Annotated in this window: 14 protein-coding genes; all 14 read left to right on the top strand. The window is 70.2% G+C overall.

Features of this window, described 5'->3' with window-relative positions:
• Positions 1 to 50 precede the first annotated feature (50 nt).
• The 14 genes from ACI2LP_RS06475 to ACI2LP_RS06410 all read left to right on the top strand — a co-directional run bounded on the left by ACI2LP_RS06475 (position 51) and on the right by ACI2LP_RS06410 (position 19,488).
• Positions 51 to 1,541, top strand: a complete 1,491-nt coding sequence (locus ACI2LP_RS06475; RefSeq protein WP_404723412.1) for a bifunctional folylpolyglutamate synthase/dihydrofolate synthase — start codon at positions 51 to 53, stop codon at positions 1,539 to 1,541.
• Between the two features lie 6 nt (positions 1,542 to 1,547).
• Positions 1,548 to 1,883, top strand: coding sequence for a DUF4233 domain-containing protein (locus tag ACI2LP_RS06470; protein WP_404723411.1), 336 nt, complete (start codon positions 1,548 to 1,550; stop codon positions 1,881 to 1,883).
• 156 nt (positions 1,884 to 2,039) lie between these two features.
• Positions 2,040 to 2,453 (top strand): nucleoside-diphosphate kinase, encoded by a 414-nt coding sequence (gene ndk, locus ACI2LP_RS06465; RefSeq protein ID WP_360880945.1) that lies wholly within the window; start codon positions 2,040 to 2,042, stop codon positions 2,451 to 2,453.
• Between the two features lie 254 nt (positions 2,454 to 2,707).
• Entirely contained in the window at positions 2,708 to 3,727 is a 1,020-nt protein-coding gene (locus tag ACI2LP_RS06460) for a rod shape-determining protein (protein ID WP_020610253.1), read from the top strand.
• A 143-nt stretch (positions 3,728 to 3,870) separates the two neighbouring features.
• Positions 3,871 to 4,836 carry a rod shape-determining protein MreC gene (gene mreC / locus ACI2LP_RS06455; protein ID WP_404723410.1) on the top strand — a complete coding sequence of 322 codons (966 nt, stop codon included), beginning with the start codon at positions 3,871 to 3,873 and terminating at the stop codon, positions 4,834 to 4,836.
• A gap of 13 nt (positions 4,837 to 4,849) precedes the next feature.
• Positions 4,850 to 5,518 carry a rod shape-determining protein MreD gene (mreD, locus tag ACI2LP_RS06450; protein ID WP_404723409.1) on the top strand — a complete coding sequence of 223 codons (669 nt, stop codon included), beginning with the start codon at positions 4,850 to 4,852 and terminating at the stop codon, positions 5,516 to 5,518.
• 16 nt (positions 5,519 to 5,534) lie between these two features.
• Complete coding sequence (gene mrdA / locus ACI2LP_RS06445; protein WP_404723408.1) at positions 5,535 to 7,703, top strand: penicillin-binding protein 2; 2,169 nt, start codon at positions 5,535 to 5,537, stop codon at positions 7,701 to 7,703.
• A 3-nt stretch (positions 7,704 to 7,706) separates the two neighbouring features.
• Positions 7,707 to 8,909, top strand: a complete 1,203-nt coding sequence (rodA, locus tag ACI2LP_RS06440; protein WP_404723407.1) for a rod shape-determining protein RodA — start codon at positions 7,707 to 7,709, stop codon at positions 8,907 to 8,909.
• A 107-nt stretch (positions 8,910 to 9,016) separates the two neighbouring features.
• Positions 9,017 to 10,600 (top strand): CHAD domain-containing protein, encoded by a 1,584-nt coding sequence (locus ACI2LP_RS06435; protein ID WP_404723406.1) that lies wholly within the window; start codon positions 9,017 to 9,019, stop codon positions 10,598 to 10,600.
• A gap of 52 nt (positions 10,601 to 10,652) precedes the next feature.
• Entirely contained in the window at positions 10,653 to 12,578 is a 1,926-nt protein-coding gene (locus tag ACI2LP_RS06430) for a TIGR03960 family B12-binding radical SAM protein (RefSeq protein WP_404723405.1), read from the top strand.
• A 44-nt stretch (positions 12,579 to 12,622) separates the two neighbouring features.
• On the top strand, positions 12,623 to 13,156 hold the full coding sequence (locus tag ACI2LP_RS06425) for a GNAT family N-acetyltransferase (RefSeq protein WP_404723404.1): 534 nt from the start codon (positions 12,623 to 12,625) through the stop codon (positions 13,154 to 13,156).
• 6 nt (positions 13,157 to 13,162) lie between these two features.
• On the top strand, positions 13,163 to 14,362 hold the full coding sequence (locus ACI2LP_RS06420) for a hypothetical protein (protein ID WP_404723403.1): 1,200 nt from the start codon (positions 13,163 to 13,165) through the stop codon (positions 14,360 to 14,362).
• A 124-nt stretch (positions 14,363 to 14,486) separates the two neighbouring features.
• A complete protein-coding gene (locus ACI2LP_RS06415; RefSeq protein WP_404723402.1) occupies positions 14,487 to 15,311 on the top strand; it encodes a TIGR03936 family radical SAM-associated protein in 825 nt (274 codons plus the stop codon).
• 232 nt (positions 15,312 to 15,543) lie between these two features.
• A complete protein-coding gene (locus tag ACI2LP_RS06410) occupies positions 15,544 to 19,488 on the top strand; it encodes a ribonuclease E/G (protein WP_404723401.1) in 3,945 nt (1,314 codons plus the stop codon).
• Positions 19,489 to 19,717 lie beyond the last annotated feature (229 nt).

The raw sequence follows: 19,717 nt of genomic DNA, 5'->3' as shown, positions 1-19,717 counted from the left end.
AACGGGGCGGGGCGAACATCCTGTCAGTGCTCCTCCGTAGACTGGACCGCGTGAGTGAGCAGCCCGACCCATTCGACGAGATCGTCGACTCCGAGACCGACCGTGACCCCGATCTGGCGGTGATCGAGGCCGGCAGCCGTACCCTGCGCGCACAGGCCGGGTTGCCGGGGGGCGACCCCGTGCCCGCCCGGCCCGCAGACCCGGAGGTGGACAAGTCGCTGCGCGAGGTCGAGGCAGACCTGGCGACGCGCTGGGGCGAGACCAAGCTGGAGCCCTCGGTCGCCCGCATCTCGGCGCTGATGGACGTGCTGGGCGAGCCCCAGCGTGCGTACCCCTCGATCCACATCACGGGGACGAACGGCAAGACGTCCACAGCCCGCATGATCGAGGCCCTGCTCGCCGCCTTCGACCTGCGCACCGGGCGGTACACCTCGCCGCACGTGCAGTCGGTCACCGAGCGGATCAGCCTGGACGGCGCCCCCATCGAGGCCGAGCGCTTCATCGAGACGTACAACGACATCAGGCCGTACGTCGAGATGGTCGACGCGGCCCAGGAGTTCCGGCTGTCCTTCTTCGAGGTGCTCACGGGCATGGCGTACGCCGCCTTCGCCGACGCGCCCGTGGACGTGGCGGTCGTCGAGGTCGGCATGGGCGGCAGCTGGGACGCGACGAACGTCATCGACGGGTCGGTCGCCGTCGTCACGCCCATCGATCTGGACCACACGGACCGGCTCGGCGGCACTCCCGCCGAGATCGCCGTCGAGAAGGCGGGGATCGTCAAGCAGGACGCGACGGTCATCCTGGCGCAGCAGCCGGTGGACGCCGCGCAGGTGATGCTGAAGAAGGCCGTCGAGGTCGACGCCACGGTCGCCCGTGAAGGCATGGAGTTCGGCGTGGTCTCCCGGGAAGTCGCCGTCGGCGGCCAGCTGGTGACCCTGCGCGGACTCGGCGGGGAGTACGGCGAGATCTTCCTCCCGCTGTACGGGGCGCACCAGGCGCACAACGCCGCGGTGGCACTCGCGGCGGTCGAGGCGTTCTTCGGCATCGGCTCCGAGCACGCCCGCACGCTGGACCTGGACACGGTCCGCAAGGCGTTCGCCGCGGTGACGTCGCCGGGCCGTCTGGAGGTCGTACGCCGCAGCCCGACGGTCGTCCTGGACGCCGCGCACAACCCGGCGGGCGCCCGCGCGTGCGCCGACGGGGTCACCGAGTCGTTCGGCTTCTCGCGCCTCATCGGCGTGGTCGGTGCGAGCGACGACAAGGATGTGAAGGCGCTCCTCGAAGCCTTCGAGCCGATCTTCGCGGAGGTCGTTGTCACGCAGAACTCCAGCCATCGCGCGATGGACGCGGACGAGCTGGCTTCGGTCGCGGTCGAGGTCTTCGGCGACGATCGGGTGGTCGTCGAGCCGCGTCTCGACGACGCGCTGGAGGCGGCGATCACGCTCGCCGAGGAGGAGTCGGAGTTCGCGGGCGCGGGTGTGCTGGTGACCGGCTCCGTGATCACGGTCGGCGAGGCCCGGCTGCTCCTGGGAAAGGGCTGACATCCGATGCGTACGCTCTGTGCTTCGACCCTGATCGGCGAGTTCTTCGTGATCGGTTTCGCCGGACTCGTGGCCATGAAGTCCGACGACCTGTCGGTGGCCACGGTCTGGACGGTCAGCGGCATCGGGATGCTGCTCTCGCTGCTGCTGTGCGGGATGATCGGCCGTCCCGGCGGGGTGCAGCTCGGCTGGGCGCTCCAGATCGGGCTGATCGCCGGCGGCTTCGTGGTGCCGACGATGTTCTTCCTGGGCGCGGTCTTCGCGGGCCTGTGGTGGGCGTCGATCCGCTACGGCCGCAAGATCGACGAGGCGAAGGCGAAGTGGGCGGCCCAGGCGGGCTGAGCCGGAGGCGCGGGCGGCTGCGCGCGGCTGCCCCCCGCCCTGCCACCGGGGGCAGCCCACAGACCCCGTTCGAGGAGCAGGGTCCGGGGCTCGGACCCGGCAGACGCACCGGTAGCCTCGGACTTCCGCACATCCGTTTTTTAAGGAGCCCCCACCGTGAGCCAGCGCACGCTCGTCCTGCTCAAGCCCGACGCCGTACGCCGCGGCCTGATCGGCGAGATCATCGGCCGTATCGAAGCCAAGGCCGGCTGGACCATCAGCGCGCTGGAGCTGCGCACCCTCGATCAGGAGATCCTGGAGCAGCACTACGGCGAGCACAAGGGCAAGCCTTTCTACGAGCCGCTGGTCGAGTTCATGGCCTCCGGCCCGGTCGTCGCGCTCGTCGTCGAGGGTGAGCGGGTCATCGAGGGCCTGCGCGCGCTTGCCGGCCCGACCGACCCGATCGCTGCCGCGCCCGGCTCCATCCGCGGGGACTTCGGCACCATCGTGCGGGAGAACCTCATCCACGCCTCGGACTCCGAGGAGTCCGCCATTCGGGAACTCAAGATTTTCTTCCCCGGACTTTCCTGATTGGCCGTCAGCCATACAGAGCTCTCCACCTGGGGCGACCGATGGAATTTCGGTCGCCCTGCGGTGTACATGAGCTCTTTGCGGGAACGCATCGCTCCGACACCTCGTCACCTATTAAGAGGTGGACTCACCGCGCGGTGTCCGTGCAGGCGGCACTACGATGAAGCCTCCACGCCACAGCACCCACCTCGCCATCCTAAAAAGCCATCAACGCTCGATTTGGGAAGGCCAGACGCATCCTCATGGGGAACAACATGTCGTTCATCGGCCGTGACATGGCTGTCGACCTCGGGACCGCCAACACGCTGGTGTACGTCAGGGGCCGGGGGATCGTCCTCAACGAGCCGTCCGTCGTCGCCATCAACACCAACACGGGCGGCATTCTCGCGGTCGGCGCCGAGGCGAAGAAGATGATCGGCCGGACACCGGGCAACATCGTTGCCGTCCGGCCGCTGAAGGACGGCGTCATCGCCGACTTCGAGATCACCGAACGGATGCTCCGCTACTTCATCCTGAAGATCCACAAGCGCCGGTATCTCGCCCGTCCGCGTGTCGTCGTCTGTGTGCCCTCGGGCATCACGGGTGTCGAGCGCCGCGCGGTCATCGAGGCGTCGACGCAGGCGGGCGCCCGCCAGGTGCACATCATCGAGGAGCCCATGGCCGCGGCCATCGGCTCCGGACTCCCGGTCCATGAAGCCACCGGCAATATGGTCGTCGACATCGGCGGCGGCACCACCGAAGTCGCCGTGATCTCGCTCGGCGGAATCGTCACAGCACAGTCCATCCGCGTCGCCGGCGACGAGCTGGACAACGCGATCATCCAGCACATCAAGAAGGAGTACTCGCTCCTGCTCGGCGAGCGGACCGCCGAGAGCATCAAGATCACCATCGGTTCCGCGTACGACATGGACAAGGACGAGCACACCGAGATCCGCGGCCGTGACCTCGTCTCCGGTCTGCCGAAGACCGTGGTCATCTCGGCGGCCGAGGTCCGCAAGGCGATCGAGGAACCGGTCAACGCGATCGTCGACGCCGTCAAGACCACGCTCGACAAGTGCCCGCCGGAGCTCTCAGGCGACGTCATGGACCGCGGCATCGTCCTCACCGGCGGTGGCGCCCTGCTGCGCGGCCTCGACGAGCGGCTGCGCCGCGAGACCGGCATGCCCATCCATATCGCCGAGGATCCACTGGACTCGGTGGCCCTCGGATCCGGAAAGTGTGTGGAGGAGTTCGAGGCGCTCCAGCAGGTACTGGACGCCCAGCCCCGCCGCTAGCGGAGCTCGGGGATCGGCACGATCCTCCCCCTGCGCCCCTGGTGGGCGTGGGGGGACCCCGGTACGGGTGCCTGCCAACCCGTACAGCGGATCGTTGATATACAGACCTCAACATTCCTACGAGGAAGGCACGGCCGTCGCACGTGAGGGACACACGAGAGAGCCGGCTGCTCCTGGTGCTGCTGATCGCCATCGCGTTCGCTCTGATCACGGTGGATATCCGCGGTGGCGAGGATTCACCGGTCGACGGCGCCCGGCAGGCCGCCGCCACGGTCTTCGGACCCGTCGAGAACGGCGTCGCGACAGCGATCGACCCGATCGGCAACGCGATCGGGGCCGTACGTGACTCCGGCAAGCGTCATGACCGCATCAGCGAACTGGAGCAGGAGAACGCCGCGCTGAAGCAGCGGCTCGGCAGCGACGACCGTAACCGCAGTCGGGCCAATGAGCTCGACAACATGCTCAAGAAGGCCGGCGCGGGCCAGTACGGCATCAAGGGCGCCGAGGTCATCGCCATAGGAGCGGCCCAGGGCTTCTCCTGGACCGTGACCATCGACGTCGGCGCGAACGACGGCATCAAGCGCGACATGACCGTACTCAACGGCGACGGGCTCGTCGGCCGGGTCACCACGGTCGGCCCCGAGACCGCGACCGTACTGCTCGCCAACGACCCGAAGTTCACGGTCGGCACCCGGATGGAGAAGACCGACGAACTGGGCTTCGCCACCGGCCAGGGCGACCGGCCGCTGCTGGTCCAGCTGCTCAACGGAAAGGCCAAGGTCAAGAAGGGCGACCGGCTCGTCACCTTCGGCTCCCAGGCCGACAAGCCGTTCGTGCCCGGCGTCCCGGTCGGTGAGGTCGTACGCGTCGACCCCTCCGGCGGCGACCTCACCCGGAACATCTACGTCCGCCCGTTCGTCGGCTTCACCAAGCTCGACATCGTCGGCGTGGTCGTCCTGGCCCCCCGGTCCGATCCACGTGACACGGTGCTGCCGCCCAAGCCGGCTGCCCCCAAGCCCACGCCGACGGTCACGGTGACGGTCACCCCGTCACCCGGCGACGAGACCCAGGGCGACGTCAACGCGGCCGACCAGAACGACGAGCGGTAGGAGCTGATCCGTCATGCGTTTCAACCGGATGCTGCTCTCCACGACGCTCGTCGTGGTCGCCCTCGTCGTCCAGGTCTCCGTCCTCGCCCGCCTCCAGCTCCCCGGCGCCGTCCCCGACCTGCTGCTGCTCGTCGTCCTCGGACTCGCCTTCGTGTACGGGCACATGGCCGGCGCCTTCATCGGCTTCGGCGCGGGACTGCTCGCCGACCTCGCCCCGCCCGCCGACCATGCCGCCGGACGCTATGCCCTCGTGCTCTGTGTGATCGGCTACCTCGCGGGCCTGGTGCGCCCCGACAACGGCCAGCTCAGGTCGGCCACCGGACCGATGGTCGTGGTCGTCGCCGCGGCCGTCGGATCGACGCTGCTGTACGCGAGTGTGGGCGCCCTCGTCGGCGACACCGCGGCCCGCCATGTGGGCCTGGGCAGCCTGCTGTTCACCGCCGCCGTCTACGACCTGCTGCTTGCGCCCTTCACCGTGCCGGTGATCATGGCGCTCGCCAGACGCGCCGAGAACGATCCGCTCGCCGAGAGCCAGAACAGCGGCGGCGGGGACGTCACCAGCGGCTGGCGTCCGTCCGGCACCGGACTGCGCATCGGCAACCAGCGCGGCGGACTGCGCGGCAAGGCCGCCAGGACGCGGGCGGCACGGGCCGGTCGCATCAAGGGAGTCAAGCGACTGTGATCGAGGGGGCAGCAGCGTGAGCAATATTCCGGAGACCGGGCGGACCCCCCGGGTCCAGATCCGGCTTGTCGTCATCCAGGTACTGGTCTTCTCCCTCCTGTTCACCCTCGGCGGACGTCTGTGGTACCTCCAGATCCGCAACGGCCAGGAGTACACCGACGAGGCCAAGAGCAACCACGTCCAGCAGGTCGTCCAGCCCGCCGTCCGCGGCTCGATCCTCGACGCACGCGGCATCCCCCTCGCCGACAACGAGACCCGCCTCGTCGTCTCCGCGTCCCGCACCGAGCTGCTGAAGATGAAGGACGACGGCAAGGGCGTCCTCACCAGGCTCGCGGGCGTCCTCGGCATGAAGCCGAAGGACGTCATGGACAAGGTCAGGCTCTGCGACGCCAAGACCCCGCAGCCCTGCTGGAACGGCTCGCCGTACCAGCCCATCCCGGTCACCGACGAGGCCACCACCCAGCAGGCCCTGCAGATCCGGGAGCGCGCCGAGGACTTCCCCGGCATCACCGCCGAGCCCACTGCCGTACGCCGCTACACCGCGCCCGGCAAGACCAACACCGCGCAGGTCCTCGGCTATCTCTCGCCCGTCACGGACGAGGAGATCACCCAGGCCAAGGACACCGACTCGCCGTTCCTGCGCTCCGACCAGGTCGGCCGCTCGGGCATCGAGCGCACCTACGACAAGGAGCTGCGCGGCAAGGCCGGAGTGACCCGCTACGAGGTCGACAACCTCGGCCGGGTCATCGGCCAGGCCGCCAAGGACGAGGCCCAGCCCGGCGCGAACCTCGTCACCTCGATCGACGCGCGCGTCCAGGGCGTCGCGGAGTACGAGCTCAACAAGGCGATGAAGACCGCCCGCCAGGAGTTCGACAAGAACACCGACGAGAACTACAAGGCCGACGCCGGTGCCGTCGTGGTGATGGAGAACAAGACCGGCCGGATCATCTCGATGGCCTCCCAGCCGACGTACGACCCCAACTCCTGGGTCGGCGGCATCTCCGGCAAGGACTACGCCAAGCTCACCGGCAAGGACTCCAACTATCCGCTGCTGAACCGAGCGATCCAGGGCCAGGCGGCCCCCGGCTCGATCTTCAAGGTGATCTCGTCGACCGCCGCGGTCAACGCCGGCTACCCGTTCGACGGCGACTACCCCTGCCCCAGCTCGTACTCCGTCGGCGGCCAGGTCTTCAAGAACTTCGAGTCGAAGGGCTACGGCAGCATCGACCTCGGCAAGGCCCTGGAGGTCTCCTGCGACACCGTCTTCTACGGCATCGCCCACCGCGAGTGGCAGAAGGACGGCGGCACCAAGCCCAAGAAGCGCACCAACGACTGGTTCTACAAGACCGCCCACCAGTTCGGCCTCGGCAAGGAGACCGGCATCGACCTCCCCAACGAGGTCAGGGGCCGCGTCCCGGACCGCCAGTGGAAGCAGAATTTCTGGGAGGCCAACAAGGACGGCTGGTGCAGGCAGGGCAAGAAGAACGGCGACTACGTGGAGAGGATCGCGTACGAGAACTGCCTCGAGGGCAACCGGATGCGCGCCGGTGACTCCGTCAACTACTCCATCGGCCAGGGCGACACCCTTGTCACCCCGATCCAGATGGCCACGATCTACGCCGCCATCGCCAACGGCGGCACGCTCTACAACCCCACCATCGGCAAGGCCGTCATCAGCGCGGACGGCAGGAGCGTCCAGGAGATCAAGCCGAAGTCGCACGGCAGACTGCCGATGGACGCCAGGACGCGGGACCAGATAGACAAAGCCCTCGCGGGAGTCACCACTCGCGGATCGGCCGCCTGGCGCTTCGGCGGCTGGCCGCAGGACAAGATCCCGATGCACGCCAAGACGGGCACGGCGGAGGTCTACGGCAAGCAGACGACCTCCTGGTTCGTCTCGTACACCCCCGACTACACGATCATCATGACGATCGCCCAGGGCGGTACGGGCTCCGGTGCCTCGGGTCCCGCCGTGCGCAAGATCTACGAGGCGATGTACGGACTCGACGAGGAGGGCGGCCAGGACCTGAAGAGGGCCCTGCTGCCCGCGCCGCAGAAGTCCCTGCCGAAGATCCAGCAGGACGGCTCCATCGAGGCCCCGGAGATCAAGCCGTACGAGCCGGCGGAAGAGCCGCCCCCGGACGAGAACCAGCAGCTCGCGGGACCGCCCGCGCGGAGGGACTGAGCCATGGCCGGCACGAGTGGCTTCTCCGTCTCCGGCTACGGGCCCAAGCGCGGTGGCCTGTGGTCCCAGCTCTCCGCCCGCGACTCCGTGGTGCGCAGGCTCGACTGGCCGCTGCTGTTCTCCGCGATCGCGCTCTCCTTCGTGGGCTCGCTGCTGGTGTGGTCGGCGACCCGGAACCGCGAGACGCTCAACCAGGGCGACCCGTACTACTTCCTGTTCCGCCATGTGCTCAACACCGGCATCGGGTTCGCCCTGATGATCGGCACGATCTGGCTCGGGCACCGCACCCTGCGCGGCGCGGTCCCCGTGCTCTACGGCCTGTCCGTGGTGCTCGTGCTGCTGGTGCTCACACCGCTCGGCGCGACCATCAACGGCGCGCACGCCTGGATCGTGATCGGCGGCGGATTCTCCCTGCAGCCCTCGGAGTTCGTGAAGATCACGATCATTCTGGGGATGGCGATGATGCTGGCCGCGCGGGTCGACGCGGGCGACCTGGCCCATCCGGACCACCGGACCGTCGCCAAGTCCCTGGGGCTCGCCGTCCTGCCCATGGCCATCGTCATGCTGATGCCGGACCTCGGCTCGGTGATGGTGATGGCGGTCATCGTGCTCGGGGTGCTGCTCGCCTCCGGCGCCTCCAACCGCTGGATCCTCGGGCTGATCGGGGCCGCAGTCATCGGCGCGGTGCTGGTCACCGCGCTCGGACTGCTCGACGAGTACCAGATCAACCGCTTCGCGGCGTTCGCCAACCCTGAGCTCGACCCGGCGGGTGTCGGCTACAACACCAACCAGGCGCGGATCGCGATCGGCTCCGGCGGACTGACCGGCACCGGCCTGTTCAAGGGCTCCCAGACGACGGGCCAGTTCGTCCCCGAACAGCAGACGGACTTCGTCTTCACGGTCGCCGGCGAGGAACTCGGCTTCCTGGGGGCCGGCCTGATCCTGCTGCTGCTCGGCGTGGTGCTGTGGCGCGCCTGCCGCATCGCACGCGAGACGACCGAGCTCTACGGCACGATCGTCGCCGCGGGGATCATCGCCTGGTTCGCCTTCCAGTCCTTCGAGAACATCGGGATGACGCTCGGCATCATGCCGGTGGCCGGTCTGCCGCTGCCGTTCGTGTCGTACGGAGGCACGTCCATGTTCGCGGTCTGGATCGCGGTCGGGCTGCTCCAGTCGATCCGTGTGCAGCGGCCGATAACGGCATAGCGCGTGCCGTGGAAGTCCCGCCTGCCCCGCGGCCGGGACTTCCGAAACCCGCCCCGGGTGAACAGTTGAGGCTGCCACCGAGGCTCCCGGGCAACTAGATTCGGTTCATGGCGGATACGAAGCGCGAGATCGAGCGGAAATACGAAGCCACTCCCGAGACCCGGCTGCCGGATCTGACCCGGGTGCCCGGGGTGTCGGCCGTTGTCGACAAAGGCGTCGCCGAGCTCGACGCCGTCTATTACGACACGGCCGGCCTGCGCCTCGCCGGCTCCTCCATCACCCTGCGCCGCAGAACCGGCGGCGACGATGCGGGCTGGCACCTCAAACTGCCCGTCGCGCCCGGTGTACGGGACGAGATCACCGCGCCGCTGTCCGAGGAGATCCCGCGCACGCTCGCGAGCCTGGTCCGGGCCCGCACACGCGACGCCGAACTCGCCCCCGTGGTGCGACTTCTGTCCTCCCGGGACATCCGCCACCTGGTCGATGCCGACGGCAAGCTGCTCGCCGAGCTGAGCCGCGACTCGGTCCGCGCCGAGCGCCTCACCGACGGTGGCCGTACCGCGGCCTGGGACGAAATCGAGGTCGAGCTCGCCGACGACGGAGATCCGGCCTTTCTGGACGCGGTCGACAAAAAGCTCCGCAAGGCAGGCGTGAAGCCGGCCGAGTCACCGTCGAAACTGGCCAGGGCGCTGACGGAGACCGCGCCCAAGGCGGGCAAGCGCGCGAAGAGCGAGGGCCCAGCCGCCGAGCAGCCTCCGAGGACCGCCGAGCCGGCCCCAGGGACCGCCACAGCCGCGCCGGCGCCAGGGACCGCGGGCGCGCACATCCTCGCCTACCTGCGGGAACAGCGCGACGCCCTGCTCGCCTACGACCCCGCCGTGCGCCGCGACCTTCCCGACTCCGTCCACCAGATGCGGGTCGCCACCAGACGGCTGCGCAGCGCGTTCCGTTCGTACCGCAAGATCATCGACCGCGCCGTCACCGACCCGATCGGCGAAGAGCTCAAGTGGCTCGCCGCGGAGCTGGGCGTCGCCCGCGACCAGGAGGTGCTCACCGAGCGGCTGAAGTCCCGGATCGACGCCATGCCCCGGCCCCTGCTGCTCGGCCCGGTGCGCGGGCGGCTGCGCATCTGGACCGTCGCCCACGGCTCGGGCTCGCGGCGCCGGGCCGTCGCCGTGCTCGACAGCAAGCGCTACCTCACCCTCCTCGACTCCCTGGACGCCCTGCTCGCCGACCCGCCGCTGCTCAAGGCGGCGCGCGGCGCGGCCGCCCGGATCATCCCCAAGGCGGTCCTCAAGGACTACGACCGGCTGGCCACCCGGGTCGACCACGCCCTGGAGCTCCCGGCCGGAGAAGCACGGGACCTCGCCATGCACGACGCCCGCAAGGCCGCCAAGCGCGCCAGGTACGCGGGCGAGGCGGCCACGCCCGCGCTCGGCAAGGTGGCCAAGAAGTTCGCCAAACGGATGAAGGCCGTGCAGACGGTCCTCGGCGACCACCAGGACAGCGTGGTGGCCCGCGAGGCCCTGCGGAATCTTGCCATCCAGGCCCATGCGGCGGGGGAGAGCGCGTTCACCTGGGGCCTCCTGTACGGACAGGAGCAGGCGCAGGCGGCCGAGCGCGAGCGGGAGCTGCCCGAGGTCTGGCGCAAGGCGGCGGATCCGGATCTTCGGGCGGCGCTGGCGGGCTGAACGTCAAGGTAGCCTTGATGGTCACCCATGCCCGCTCACGAAGGTTCGCGAGATGCCTGCCGACTCCGTCTTTCCTCAGCTCGAGGCGTTGCTCCCGCATGTCCAGAAGCCGATCCAGTACGTCGGCGGAGAACTCAACTCCACTGTGAAGCCGTGGGACGAATGCGACGTTCGCTGGGCGCTCATGTACCCCGACGCGTACGAGGTCGGACTGCCCAACCAGGGCGTCATGATCCTCTACGAGGTGCTGAACGAGCGTGAGGGCGTGCTCGCAGAGCGCACGTACAGCGTCTGGCCGGACCTCGAAGAGCTGATGAGGGAGCACAAGGTCCCGCAGTTCACCGTGGACTCGCACCGCCCCGTCCGCGCCTTCGACGTCTTCGGGCTGAGCTTCTCCACCGAACTCGGCTACACCAACATGCTCACCGCCCTCGACCTCGCGGGCATCCCGCTGGAGTCCAAGGACCGGACCCTGGACGACCCGATCGTGCTCGCGGGCGGCCACGCCGCCTTCAACCCCGAGCCGATCGCGGACTTCATCGACTGCGCCGTCATCGGCGACGGCGAGCAGGCCGTGCTCGACATGACCGGGATCATCCGCGCCTGGAAGGCCGAGGGCCGCCCGGGCGGGCGCGAGGAGGTCCTCTTCCGCCTCGCCAGGACCGGCAATGTCTACGTGCCGGCCTTCTACGACGTCGAGTACCTGCCCGACGGCCGCATCGGCCGCGTCGTACCGAACAAGTCGGGCGTCCCGTGGCGCGTGTCCAAGCACACCGTCATGGACCTCGACGAATGGCCGTACCCCAAGCAGCCGCTCGTGCCGCTCGCCGAGACCGTCCACGAGCGGATGTCCGTCGAGATCTTCCGCGGCTGCACCCGCGGCTGCCGCTTCTGCCAGGCCGGCATGATCACGCGCCCCGTCCGGGAGCGAAGCATCACCGGTATCGGCGACATGGTCGAGAAGGGCCTCAAGGCGACCGGCTTCGAGGAGGTCGGCCTGCTGTCGTTGTCCTCGGCGGACCACAGCGAGATCGGCGACATCGCGAAGGGCCTGGCCGACCGGTACGAGGAGGACAAGATCGGCCTGTCCCTCCCGTCCACCCGCGTCGACGCCTTCAACGTCGACCTGGCCAACGAACTGACGCGCAACGGCCGCCGCTCGGGTCTGACCTTCGCCCCCGAGGGCGGCTCCGAGCGCATGCGCAAGGTCATCAACAAGATGGTCTCCGAAGAGGACCTGATCCGTACGGTCTCGACGGCGTACGGCAACGGCTGGCGCCAGGTGAAGCTGTACTTCATGTGCGGCCTGCCGACCGAGACCGACGAGGACGTGCTGCAGATCGGCGACATGGCGGTCAACGTCATCGCCGAGGGCCGCAAGGTCTCCGGCCAGAACGACATCCGCTGCACGGTCTCCATCGGCGGCTTCGTGCCGAAGCCGCACACGCCCTTCCAGTGGGCCCCGCAGCTTTCGGCCGAGGAGACGGACGCGCGTCTGGCAAAGCTGCGCGACAAGATCCGTGGCGACAAGAAGTACGGCCGCTCGATCGGCTTCCGCTACCACGACGGCAAGCCGGGCATCGTCGAAGGCCTGCTCTCGCGCGGCGACCGCCGCGTCGGCGCGGTGATCCGCGCGGTGTACGAGGACGGCGGCCGCTTCGACGGCTGGCGCGAGTACTTCTCGTACGACCGCTGGATGGCCTGCGCCGAGAAGACGCTGCCGGACTTCGGCGTGGACGTCGACTGGTACACGACGCGCGAGCGCACGTACGAGGAGGTCCTGCCCTGGGACCACCTCGACTCCGGTCTCGACAAGGACTGGCTCTGGGAGGACTGGCAGGACGCGCTCGACGAGACGGAGGTCGAGGACTGCCGCTGGACGCCGTGCTTCGACTGCGGTGTCTGTCCGCAGATGGACACGCACATCCAGATCGGCCCGACCGGCAAGAAGCTCCTGCCGCTGACGGTCGTCAAGTAACAACCGCCTGGCCGGGGCCTGTCGGGCCCCGGCACAATGGCGCGATGCGCCAGCTGATCGCGCCCGACGTCCGCGTCCACGAGTTCTTTCTTGTCGCGGCGAAGGAGTTCCTCGCCGAGGGCGCCGATCCGAACACCCTGCTGGCGCACGAGATCGAAGAGTTCGGCGGCACGTGGCACCGTCCGGACGCCTTCGCCGGGTACGTCGCGCGGCTGGCCGCCGAATCGCTGGAGGAGACCCCGCGTCCTCAGGGCTGGGTCCCGCACACCAATCTCTGGTACGTCGAGGGCGACACCTATCTGGGGCGGCTCGCGATACGCCACCGGCTGACCCCGTTCCTGCACGAGTTGGGCGGGCACGTCGGCTATGCCGTACGCCCGAGCGCCCGGCGGCGCGGGCACGCCACCGCGATGCTGCGCGACTGTCTGCCGTACGCGCGCACGCTCGGCATCGAATCCCTTCTTGTCACCTGCGATGCCGGCAACGTCGGTTCGCGGAAGGTGATCGAGGCGAACGACGGGGTGCTGGAGGACCAGCGCGGCGAAAAGCGCAGGTACTGGATCCGAACGGGGCTGTAATGCGTCATGGCTGACATGGAGTCCGAGAAGTCGCCCCAGACATACGGGAGTCACCAGGCGCCCGCGCACTACGAGCCCGGAGACGGCTGTCTGACCACAGTCGTCCGGATACCCGTGCGGATCGTGGTGCTGCTGGTGGTCGTGCCCGTGCGGATGGTCTGGGATCTTCTCGTTGTCTGCGGCCGCGCCGCTGAGCGCGTGCTGCTGCGGCCGCTGGGGCGGGCGCTGGCCTGGGTGTTCGAGAATGTATTCACTCCGCTCGGGCTCGCCACGACCTGGCTCGCCGTCTTCATCGGCAAGGCGCTGTTCGTCTGGCCGTGGGTGGCGCTGTGGCGGTATGTGGTGGTGCCGGTGGTGACGTACGGGCTGGTGGTGCCACTGGTGTGGGTCTACCGGCAGCTGCTGACCCCGCTCGGACATGGCATCGCATGGCTCGTCGAGCATCTGCTCGTCGCGCCCGCGGGCTGGCTCTACCGTCGGCTGCTCACTCCGCTCGGCCACGGCGTCACCGCGGTGCTGGCCTGGCTGGGCAGGGCGCTGTTCGTCTGGCCGTGGGTGGCGCTGTGGCGGTATGTGGTGGTGCCGGTGGTGACGTACGGGCTGGTGGTGCCGCTGGTATGGGTCTACCGGCAGTTGCTGACCCCACTCGGCCACGGGCTCGCCTGGCTGCTCACCATGATCGGACGTGGGATCGTCTGGCCGTGGGTGGCGCTGTGGCGGTATGTGGTGGTGCCCGTGGTGACGTACGGGCTCGTGGTGCCCGCGGTGTGGATCTACCGGCACATCCTCGCCCCCGTCGGCCGCGAGATCGCCGCGGCCGTCGGCGTCGCCTGGCGCATCGCCGGATATATCTCGCGCGCCGTCGGCAGGGCGATCAAATGGTTCGCCTGGAACGTTGTCGGACGGCCGGTGCGCTGGTTCTACCAGAGTGTCTGCACCCCCGTCGGGCACGCGGTGCGCGACACCATCTGGCGCCCCGCCAAGAAGGCCGCCGCCGAGGCGGGGCTGGCCGTCCGGGGCGCGCTCCAGGCGGCCCGGGACACGGTACGGGCCGCTCGCGAGGCGATATGGTCGGCCGGGCGCGACCCCGTCCGGCTTCGTCAGCCCATGGAACCGGGGGTGCGGCAGGCGCGTACTCTGGGTAGTACAACGACTGTTCCCGGCGCGGCGGCCGACCCAGAGATCTCCCTGCACAAGCGGGGGTGAGCCGGGCAGGCCCCCAGGGAGCACCCGCACGTCCGAGGGCGGCGCGCCCCCCGCGCCCGCCCCGCACCTAGGAGAAGAACCACTGGGCAAGCGACAGCCCGAAGGCCCGCCGCCCGCACCCGCGGTGCAGCGCATTCGACTGCGCTACACCAAGCGCGGCCGCCTCCGGTTCACCAGCCACCGTGACTTCCAGCGCGCCTTCGAGCGTGCGCTGCGCCGTGCCGAGGTGCCCATGGCGTACTCGGCGGGCTTCACGCCGCACCCGAAGGTGTCGTACGCCAATGCCGCACCCACCGGCACGGGCAGCGAGGCCGAGTATCTGGAGATCGCCCTCACCGAGCACCGGGAGCCGGACAAGCTCCGGCTCCTGCTCGACGAGTCGCTGCCGACCGGACTCGACATCACCGACGCCGTCGAGGCCCGCACGTCCGGGCTCGCCGACCGGCTCACCGCCTCCGTGTGGGAGCTGCGGCTCGACGGGGTGGGCGTCGAGGACGCTTCGGCGGCCGTATCCGCCTTCCTCGGCGCCGAGACCGTCGAGGTCCAGCGCAAGACGAAGAACGGCATGCGGACGTTCGACGCCCGCGCTGCCGTGGCGGACCTGCAGGCGCTTCCCGCGCAGGCCGAGGCGGGCCCCGGATCCACCGGGGCGGCTGACGCCGCGCTCATCAATAGGCCCGGGGACGGGCCCTGTGCGATACTGCGGCTGGTTGTTCGGCACGTGACACCTGCCGTGCGACCCGACGACGTCCTGTCCGGTCTCCGAGCTGTGGCCGACCTGGCGCCGCCGGTCCCCGCAGCGGTGACCAGGCTGGCGCAGGGGCTCTTCGACGAGGAGTCCGGCACGGTGACCGACCCGCTCGCGCTCGACCGCGAGGCAGTTCCGGCCGCTCCACCCACGGCCGCCGGAACAGCCACCGCGACGGCGCACGAAGGTCCCGCCGCGTAAGGGCAGTCGTTGTAGCGCAGCCCTGGCACTCGGGAGCCACCTGGGTCGGGCCGCGCACCGAACAGAAGACTTTCGCCAGGCCGTGCGTACATCGCGTACGGAACCGGCGAGCCATACATCAGCTCCCGTGCGGCGCCCGCGCCCCGGACGGCGGCACCGCGCACATCACGCGGGCCGTGGCCGGACCGGAATCAGGCGTGGCGCCCGGGAGCGCGACGGGAGAACCGCCCGCATGCTCGAGCCGAACGAACCCGGTACTTCCGGGGACAACCAGAACGAAGAGAACAACACCCCCAGCGACACGCTGCCGCCTCGCCGCAGGCGCCGCGCCGCGTCGCGTCCCGCGGGTCCGCCGACCGCTGCGGCGTCCACGCCCGCGTCCCAGGTGACCGCGGACGTCACGGACACCGTTGGCGAGACCGCTGCCGCATCGCCGCAGACTGCTGAGGCCGCTGAGCCGCAGGTGGAGGAGGCTGCGGCGCCGCGTGCGCGTCGCCGGGCCACTCGTAAGGCGACTGCGCCTGCCGGTGCGCCCGAGGCTGCTGAGACCGCCGATGCCGCATCGCCGCAGACTGCTGAGGCCGCTGAGCCGCAGGTGGAGGAGGCCCCCGCGCCGCGTGCGCGTCGCCGTGCGACCCGTAAGGCGACTGCGCCTGCCGGTGCGCCCGAGGCCGCCGGAGCCGCCGAGACGGCCGAGACCGCTGAGGAGCCGCAGGCGGAGGAGGCCCCCGCGCCCCGAGCGCGTCGCCGTGCCACCCGTAAGGTCACCGCGCCCGAGCCGGTCGCCGAGCCCGCTGCCGCCGAGGTCGCCGCCGAGGACGAGACCGCGGCCGAGGCCCCCGCACCGCGTGGCCGTGCGCGCCGCCGTGCGTCCGCCCCCGCCGGTGCGCCCGAGGCCGCCGAGACGGCCGAGACCGCTGAGGAGCCGCAGGCGGAGGAGGCCCCCGCGCCCCGTACCCGCCGTCGCGCCACCCGTAAGGTCACCGCGCCCGCCGGCGCCCCGCAGGCCGTCGAGGCCGCAGAGACCAACGAGGACGGCGTCGTCGCCGGGGCGGGCGAAGGCCTGCCCACGGGCGCCGTCGCGCAGATCACCTCCGACGAGGCCGAGGTCGCGGCCGCCGAGAAGGCGGCGACCCGGGGGCGTGCGCGCCGTCGCACCGCCGCGCCCGAGTTCACCGCGCAGCCGGAAGAGGCCGCCAAGAGCGAGGGCCCCGGACGTGGCCGCCGTGCCACACGGCCGGCCGTGGCCGTGTTCCAGGCCCCGGTCTTCACCGAGCCGATGTTCCAGACCCCGGAGACGGCCGCCGCTGCTGCCGCCGCAGCCGTGGAGACGGAGCCGGAGGAGGACGAGGAGACCGCCGAGCCGGTCGCCGAGACCGCCGCTCCCGAGCCCGCCGGCCGTCGCCGCCGACGCCGCCGTGGTGAGCCCGCCGAGCCGGTCGAGGCCCCCGCGCCCGCCGCGCAGGCGCAGCCCGAGGCAGAGACCGAGCCCGAGCAGGCCGCCGAGGCGGCCGAGGGCGAGGAGTCGGACGAGTTCGAGGACCGCCCCTCGCGCCGTCGTCGCCGTGGTGGCCGCCGCCGCCGTCGTGGCGAGTCCGCCGAGGCCGACGAGACCTCGGAGGAGCAGTCCGACGAGGTTGCTGCCGAGGAGGCGCAGTACGAGGACGACGCGGAGGAAGAGGAGCACGGCGAGACCGAGACTCCCTCGGCCGCAGGCACCTCCAGCAGCCGTCGCCGTCGTCGTCGCCGCCGTCGCAGCGGTGAGGCCGTGGCCGAGGACGAGACGGCCGCGACCGACCCGGAGCGCACGGTCGTCAAGGTCCGTGAGCCCCGTCCCGCGCGCGCCAAGAGCGACGAGCCGTCCGACGAGGTGCAGTCCATCAAGGGCTCGACCCGTCTGGAGGCGAAGAAGCAGCGCCGCCGCGAGGGCCGCGAGCAGGGCCGCCGCCGGGTGCCGATCATCACCGAGGCCGAGTTCCTGGCCCGCCGCGAGGCGGTCAACCGGGAGATGATCGTTCGCCAGAGCGGTGAGCGGACCCAGATCGGCGTCCTCGAGGACAACGTGCTCGTCGAGCACTACGTCAACAAGGAGCAGGCGACCTCGTACGTCGGCAATGTCTACCTGGGCAAGGTGCAGAACGTACTGCCGTCCATGGAGGCCGCGTTCGTCGACATCGGCAAGGGCCGCAACGCCGTCCTGTACGCCGGTGAGGTCAACTTCGAGGCCCTGGGCATGGCCAACGGCCCGCGCCGCATCGAGGCCGCCCTCAAGTCCGGCCAGTCCGTTCTCGTCCAGGTGACGAAGGACCCGATCGGTCACAAGGGCGCCCGCCTGACCAGCCAGGTCTCGCTGCCCGGCCGGTACCTGGTGTACGTGCCCGAGGGCTCGATGACCGGCATCAGCCGCAAGCTGCCCGACACCGAGCGTGCGCGTCTGAAGACCATCCTCAAGAAGATCGTCCCCGAGGACGCGGGCGTCATCGTCCGCACCGCCGCGGAGGGCGCGAGCGAGGACGAGCTGCGCCGCGATGTCGAGCGCCTTCAGGCGCAGTGGGAGGACATCCAGAAGAAGGCCAAGACCGGCAACGCCCCGACGCTGCTCTACGGTGAGCCGGACATGACCGTCCGGGTCGTCCGCGACATCTTCAACGAGGACTTCTCGAAGGTCATCGTCAGCGGTGACGAGGCCTGGGAGACCATCCACGGCTATGTCGCGCACGTCGCGCCGGACCTGGCCGACCGTCTGCAGCGGTGGACGAGCGAGGTCGACGTCTTTGCGACCTACCGGATCGACGAGCAGCTGATGAAGGCGCTGGACCGCAAGGTCTGGCTGCCGAGCGGCGGTTCGCTGGTGATCGACAAGACCGAAGCCATGGTCGTGATCGACGTCAACACCGGCAAGTTCACCGGTCAGGGCGGCAACCTCGAAGAGACCGTCACCAGGAACAACCTGGAGGCGGCCGAGGAGATCGTGCGTCAGCTGCGGCTGCGCGACCTCGGCGGCATCGTCGTCGTCGACTTCATCGACATGGTGCTGGAGTCCAACCGCGATCTGGTCATGCGGCGACTGCTCGAGTGCCTGGGCCGTGACCGTACGAAGCACCAGGTCGCCGAGGTCACCTCGCTGGGCCTGGTCCAGATGACCCGTAAGCGGGTGGGCCAGGGTCTGCTGGAGTCCTTCTCCGAGACCTGCGTCCACTGCAACGGCCGTGGCGTGATCGTGCACATGGAGCAGCCGACCTCCATCGGCGGCGGAGGCGGCAAGCGCTCCAAGAAGCGCGGCCGCGGTGGTGCGGAGCACGTCCACGAGCACGAGGTGGCCGCCGAGGCCACTGAGGCCGAGACCGAGGCGGAGCTCGCCGCCGAGGTGGCCGCGCCGGTCCCGTTCGCCGAGCCCGAGTTCGTGCCGGACGAGGAGCTGTACAGCAGCCCCGCGGAGGCCGAGGCGGCAGCGACGCGTGGTCGTGGCCGCCGCCGGGCGACCCGTAAGGCGTCGGCTCCGGCCGGTGCCCCCAAGGCCGCCGAGGCGGAGATCGTCACCGAGGCCAAGGCAGAGGCCAGGACGGAGGCCGCGGCAGAGCCCAGGACCGAGCTCGCGGCCGAGGTTCCGGCGCAGGCCGCCGAGGCGCAGGCACCCGCGGAGGAGGCGGCCCCGACGGGCCGTACCCGCCGCAGGGCCACCCGCAAGGCGACCGCCCCGGCCGGCGCGCCGAAGGCCGCCGCCGAGGCCGAGGTCGTCATCGAGGCCAAGACCGAGGCGAAGGCCGAACCGAAGGCTGAGGCCGAAGAGGCGCCTGCCCAGGCACCGGTCGTCGACGAGGCCCCTGTCGCGGTTCCGCCGCGTGCGCGCCGCCGGGTGACCCGCAAGGTCACCGCCCCGGCCGGCTCGCCCTCGGGTGCCGAGGACGCAGCGGTCGTCGTGGTCCCCGCGACGGCGGAGCCTGCGGCCGAGCCGCAGACGGACGGCGCCGAGCCGGACGCCGACGCTTCGGCCCCGGCCAAGAAGGCGGCCCGCAAGACCGCCAAGAAGGCCACCGCGAAGAAGGCCGCCACCAAGAAGACGGCAGCCAAGAAGACCGCGGCGAAGAAGACGACCGCGAAGAAGGCCGGTGCGAAGAAGACAGCGGCGGCCGAGCAGCAGGCTCTGCCGGCGGTGACCGCCTCCACCGAGGGCTGAACAGCTGAACAGTTGATGAGCCCTCAGTGAACGGACCGTGTCCCATCTCGCAGACCGCGGGATGGGACACGGTTTTTGTCTCCGAATCGATGCACTGCTCCGTTAACAGCCCCGAAATTGACTAGGAAATCCCTGATAATGTGACGGCGGTCGCTGCCGGGTGAGGGCCCCGTTCCGGACACTACGGTGGGTGACCGGCCCGGTTCGGGACAAGACCGGTCCCAGATCC

The organism is Streptomyces sp. NPDC019890 (assembly GCF_044903445.1).
GTDB lineage: Bacteria > Actinomycetota > Actinomycetes > Streptomycetales > Streptomycetaceae > Streptomyces.
Note: the sequence above shows the minus strand (reverse complement) of the source record. Positions and strands in the feature narration are given on the sequence as shown.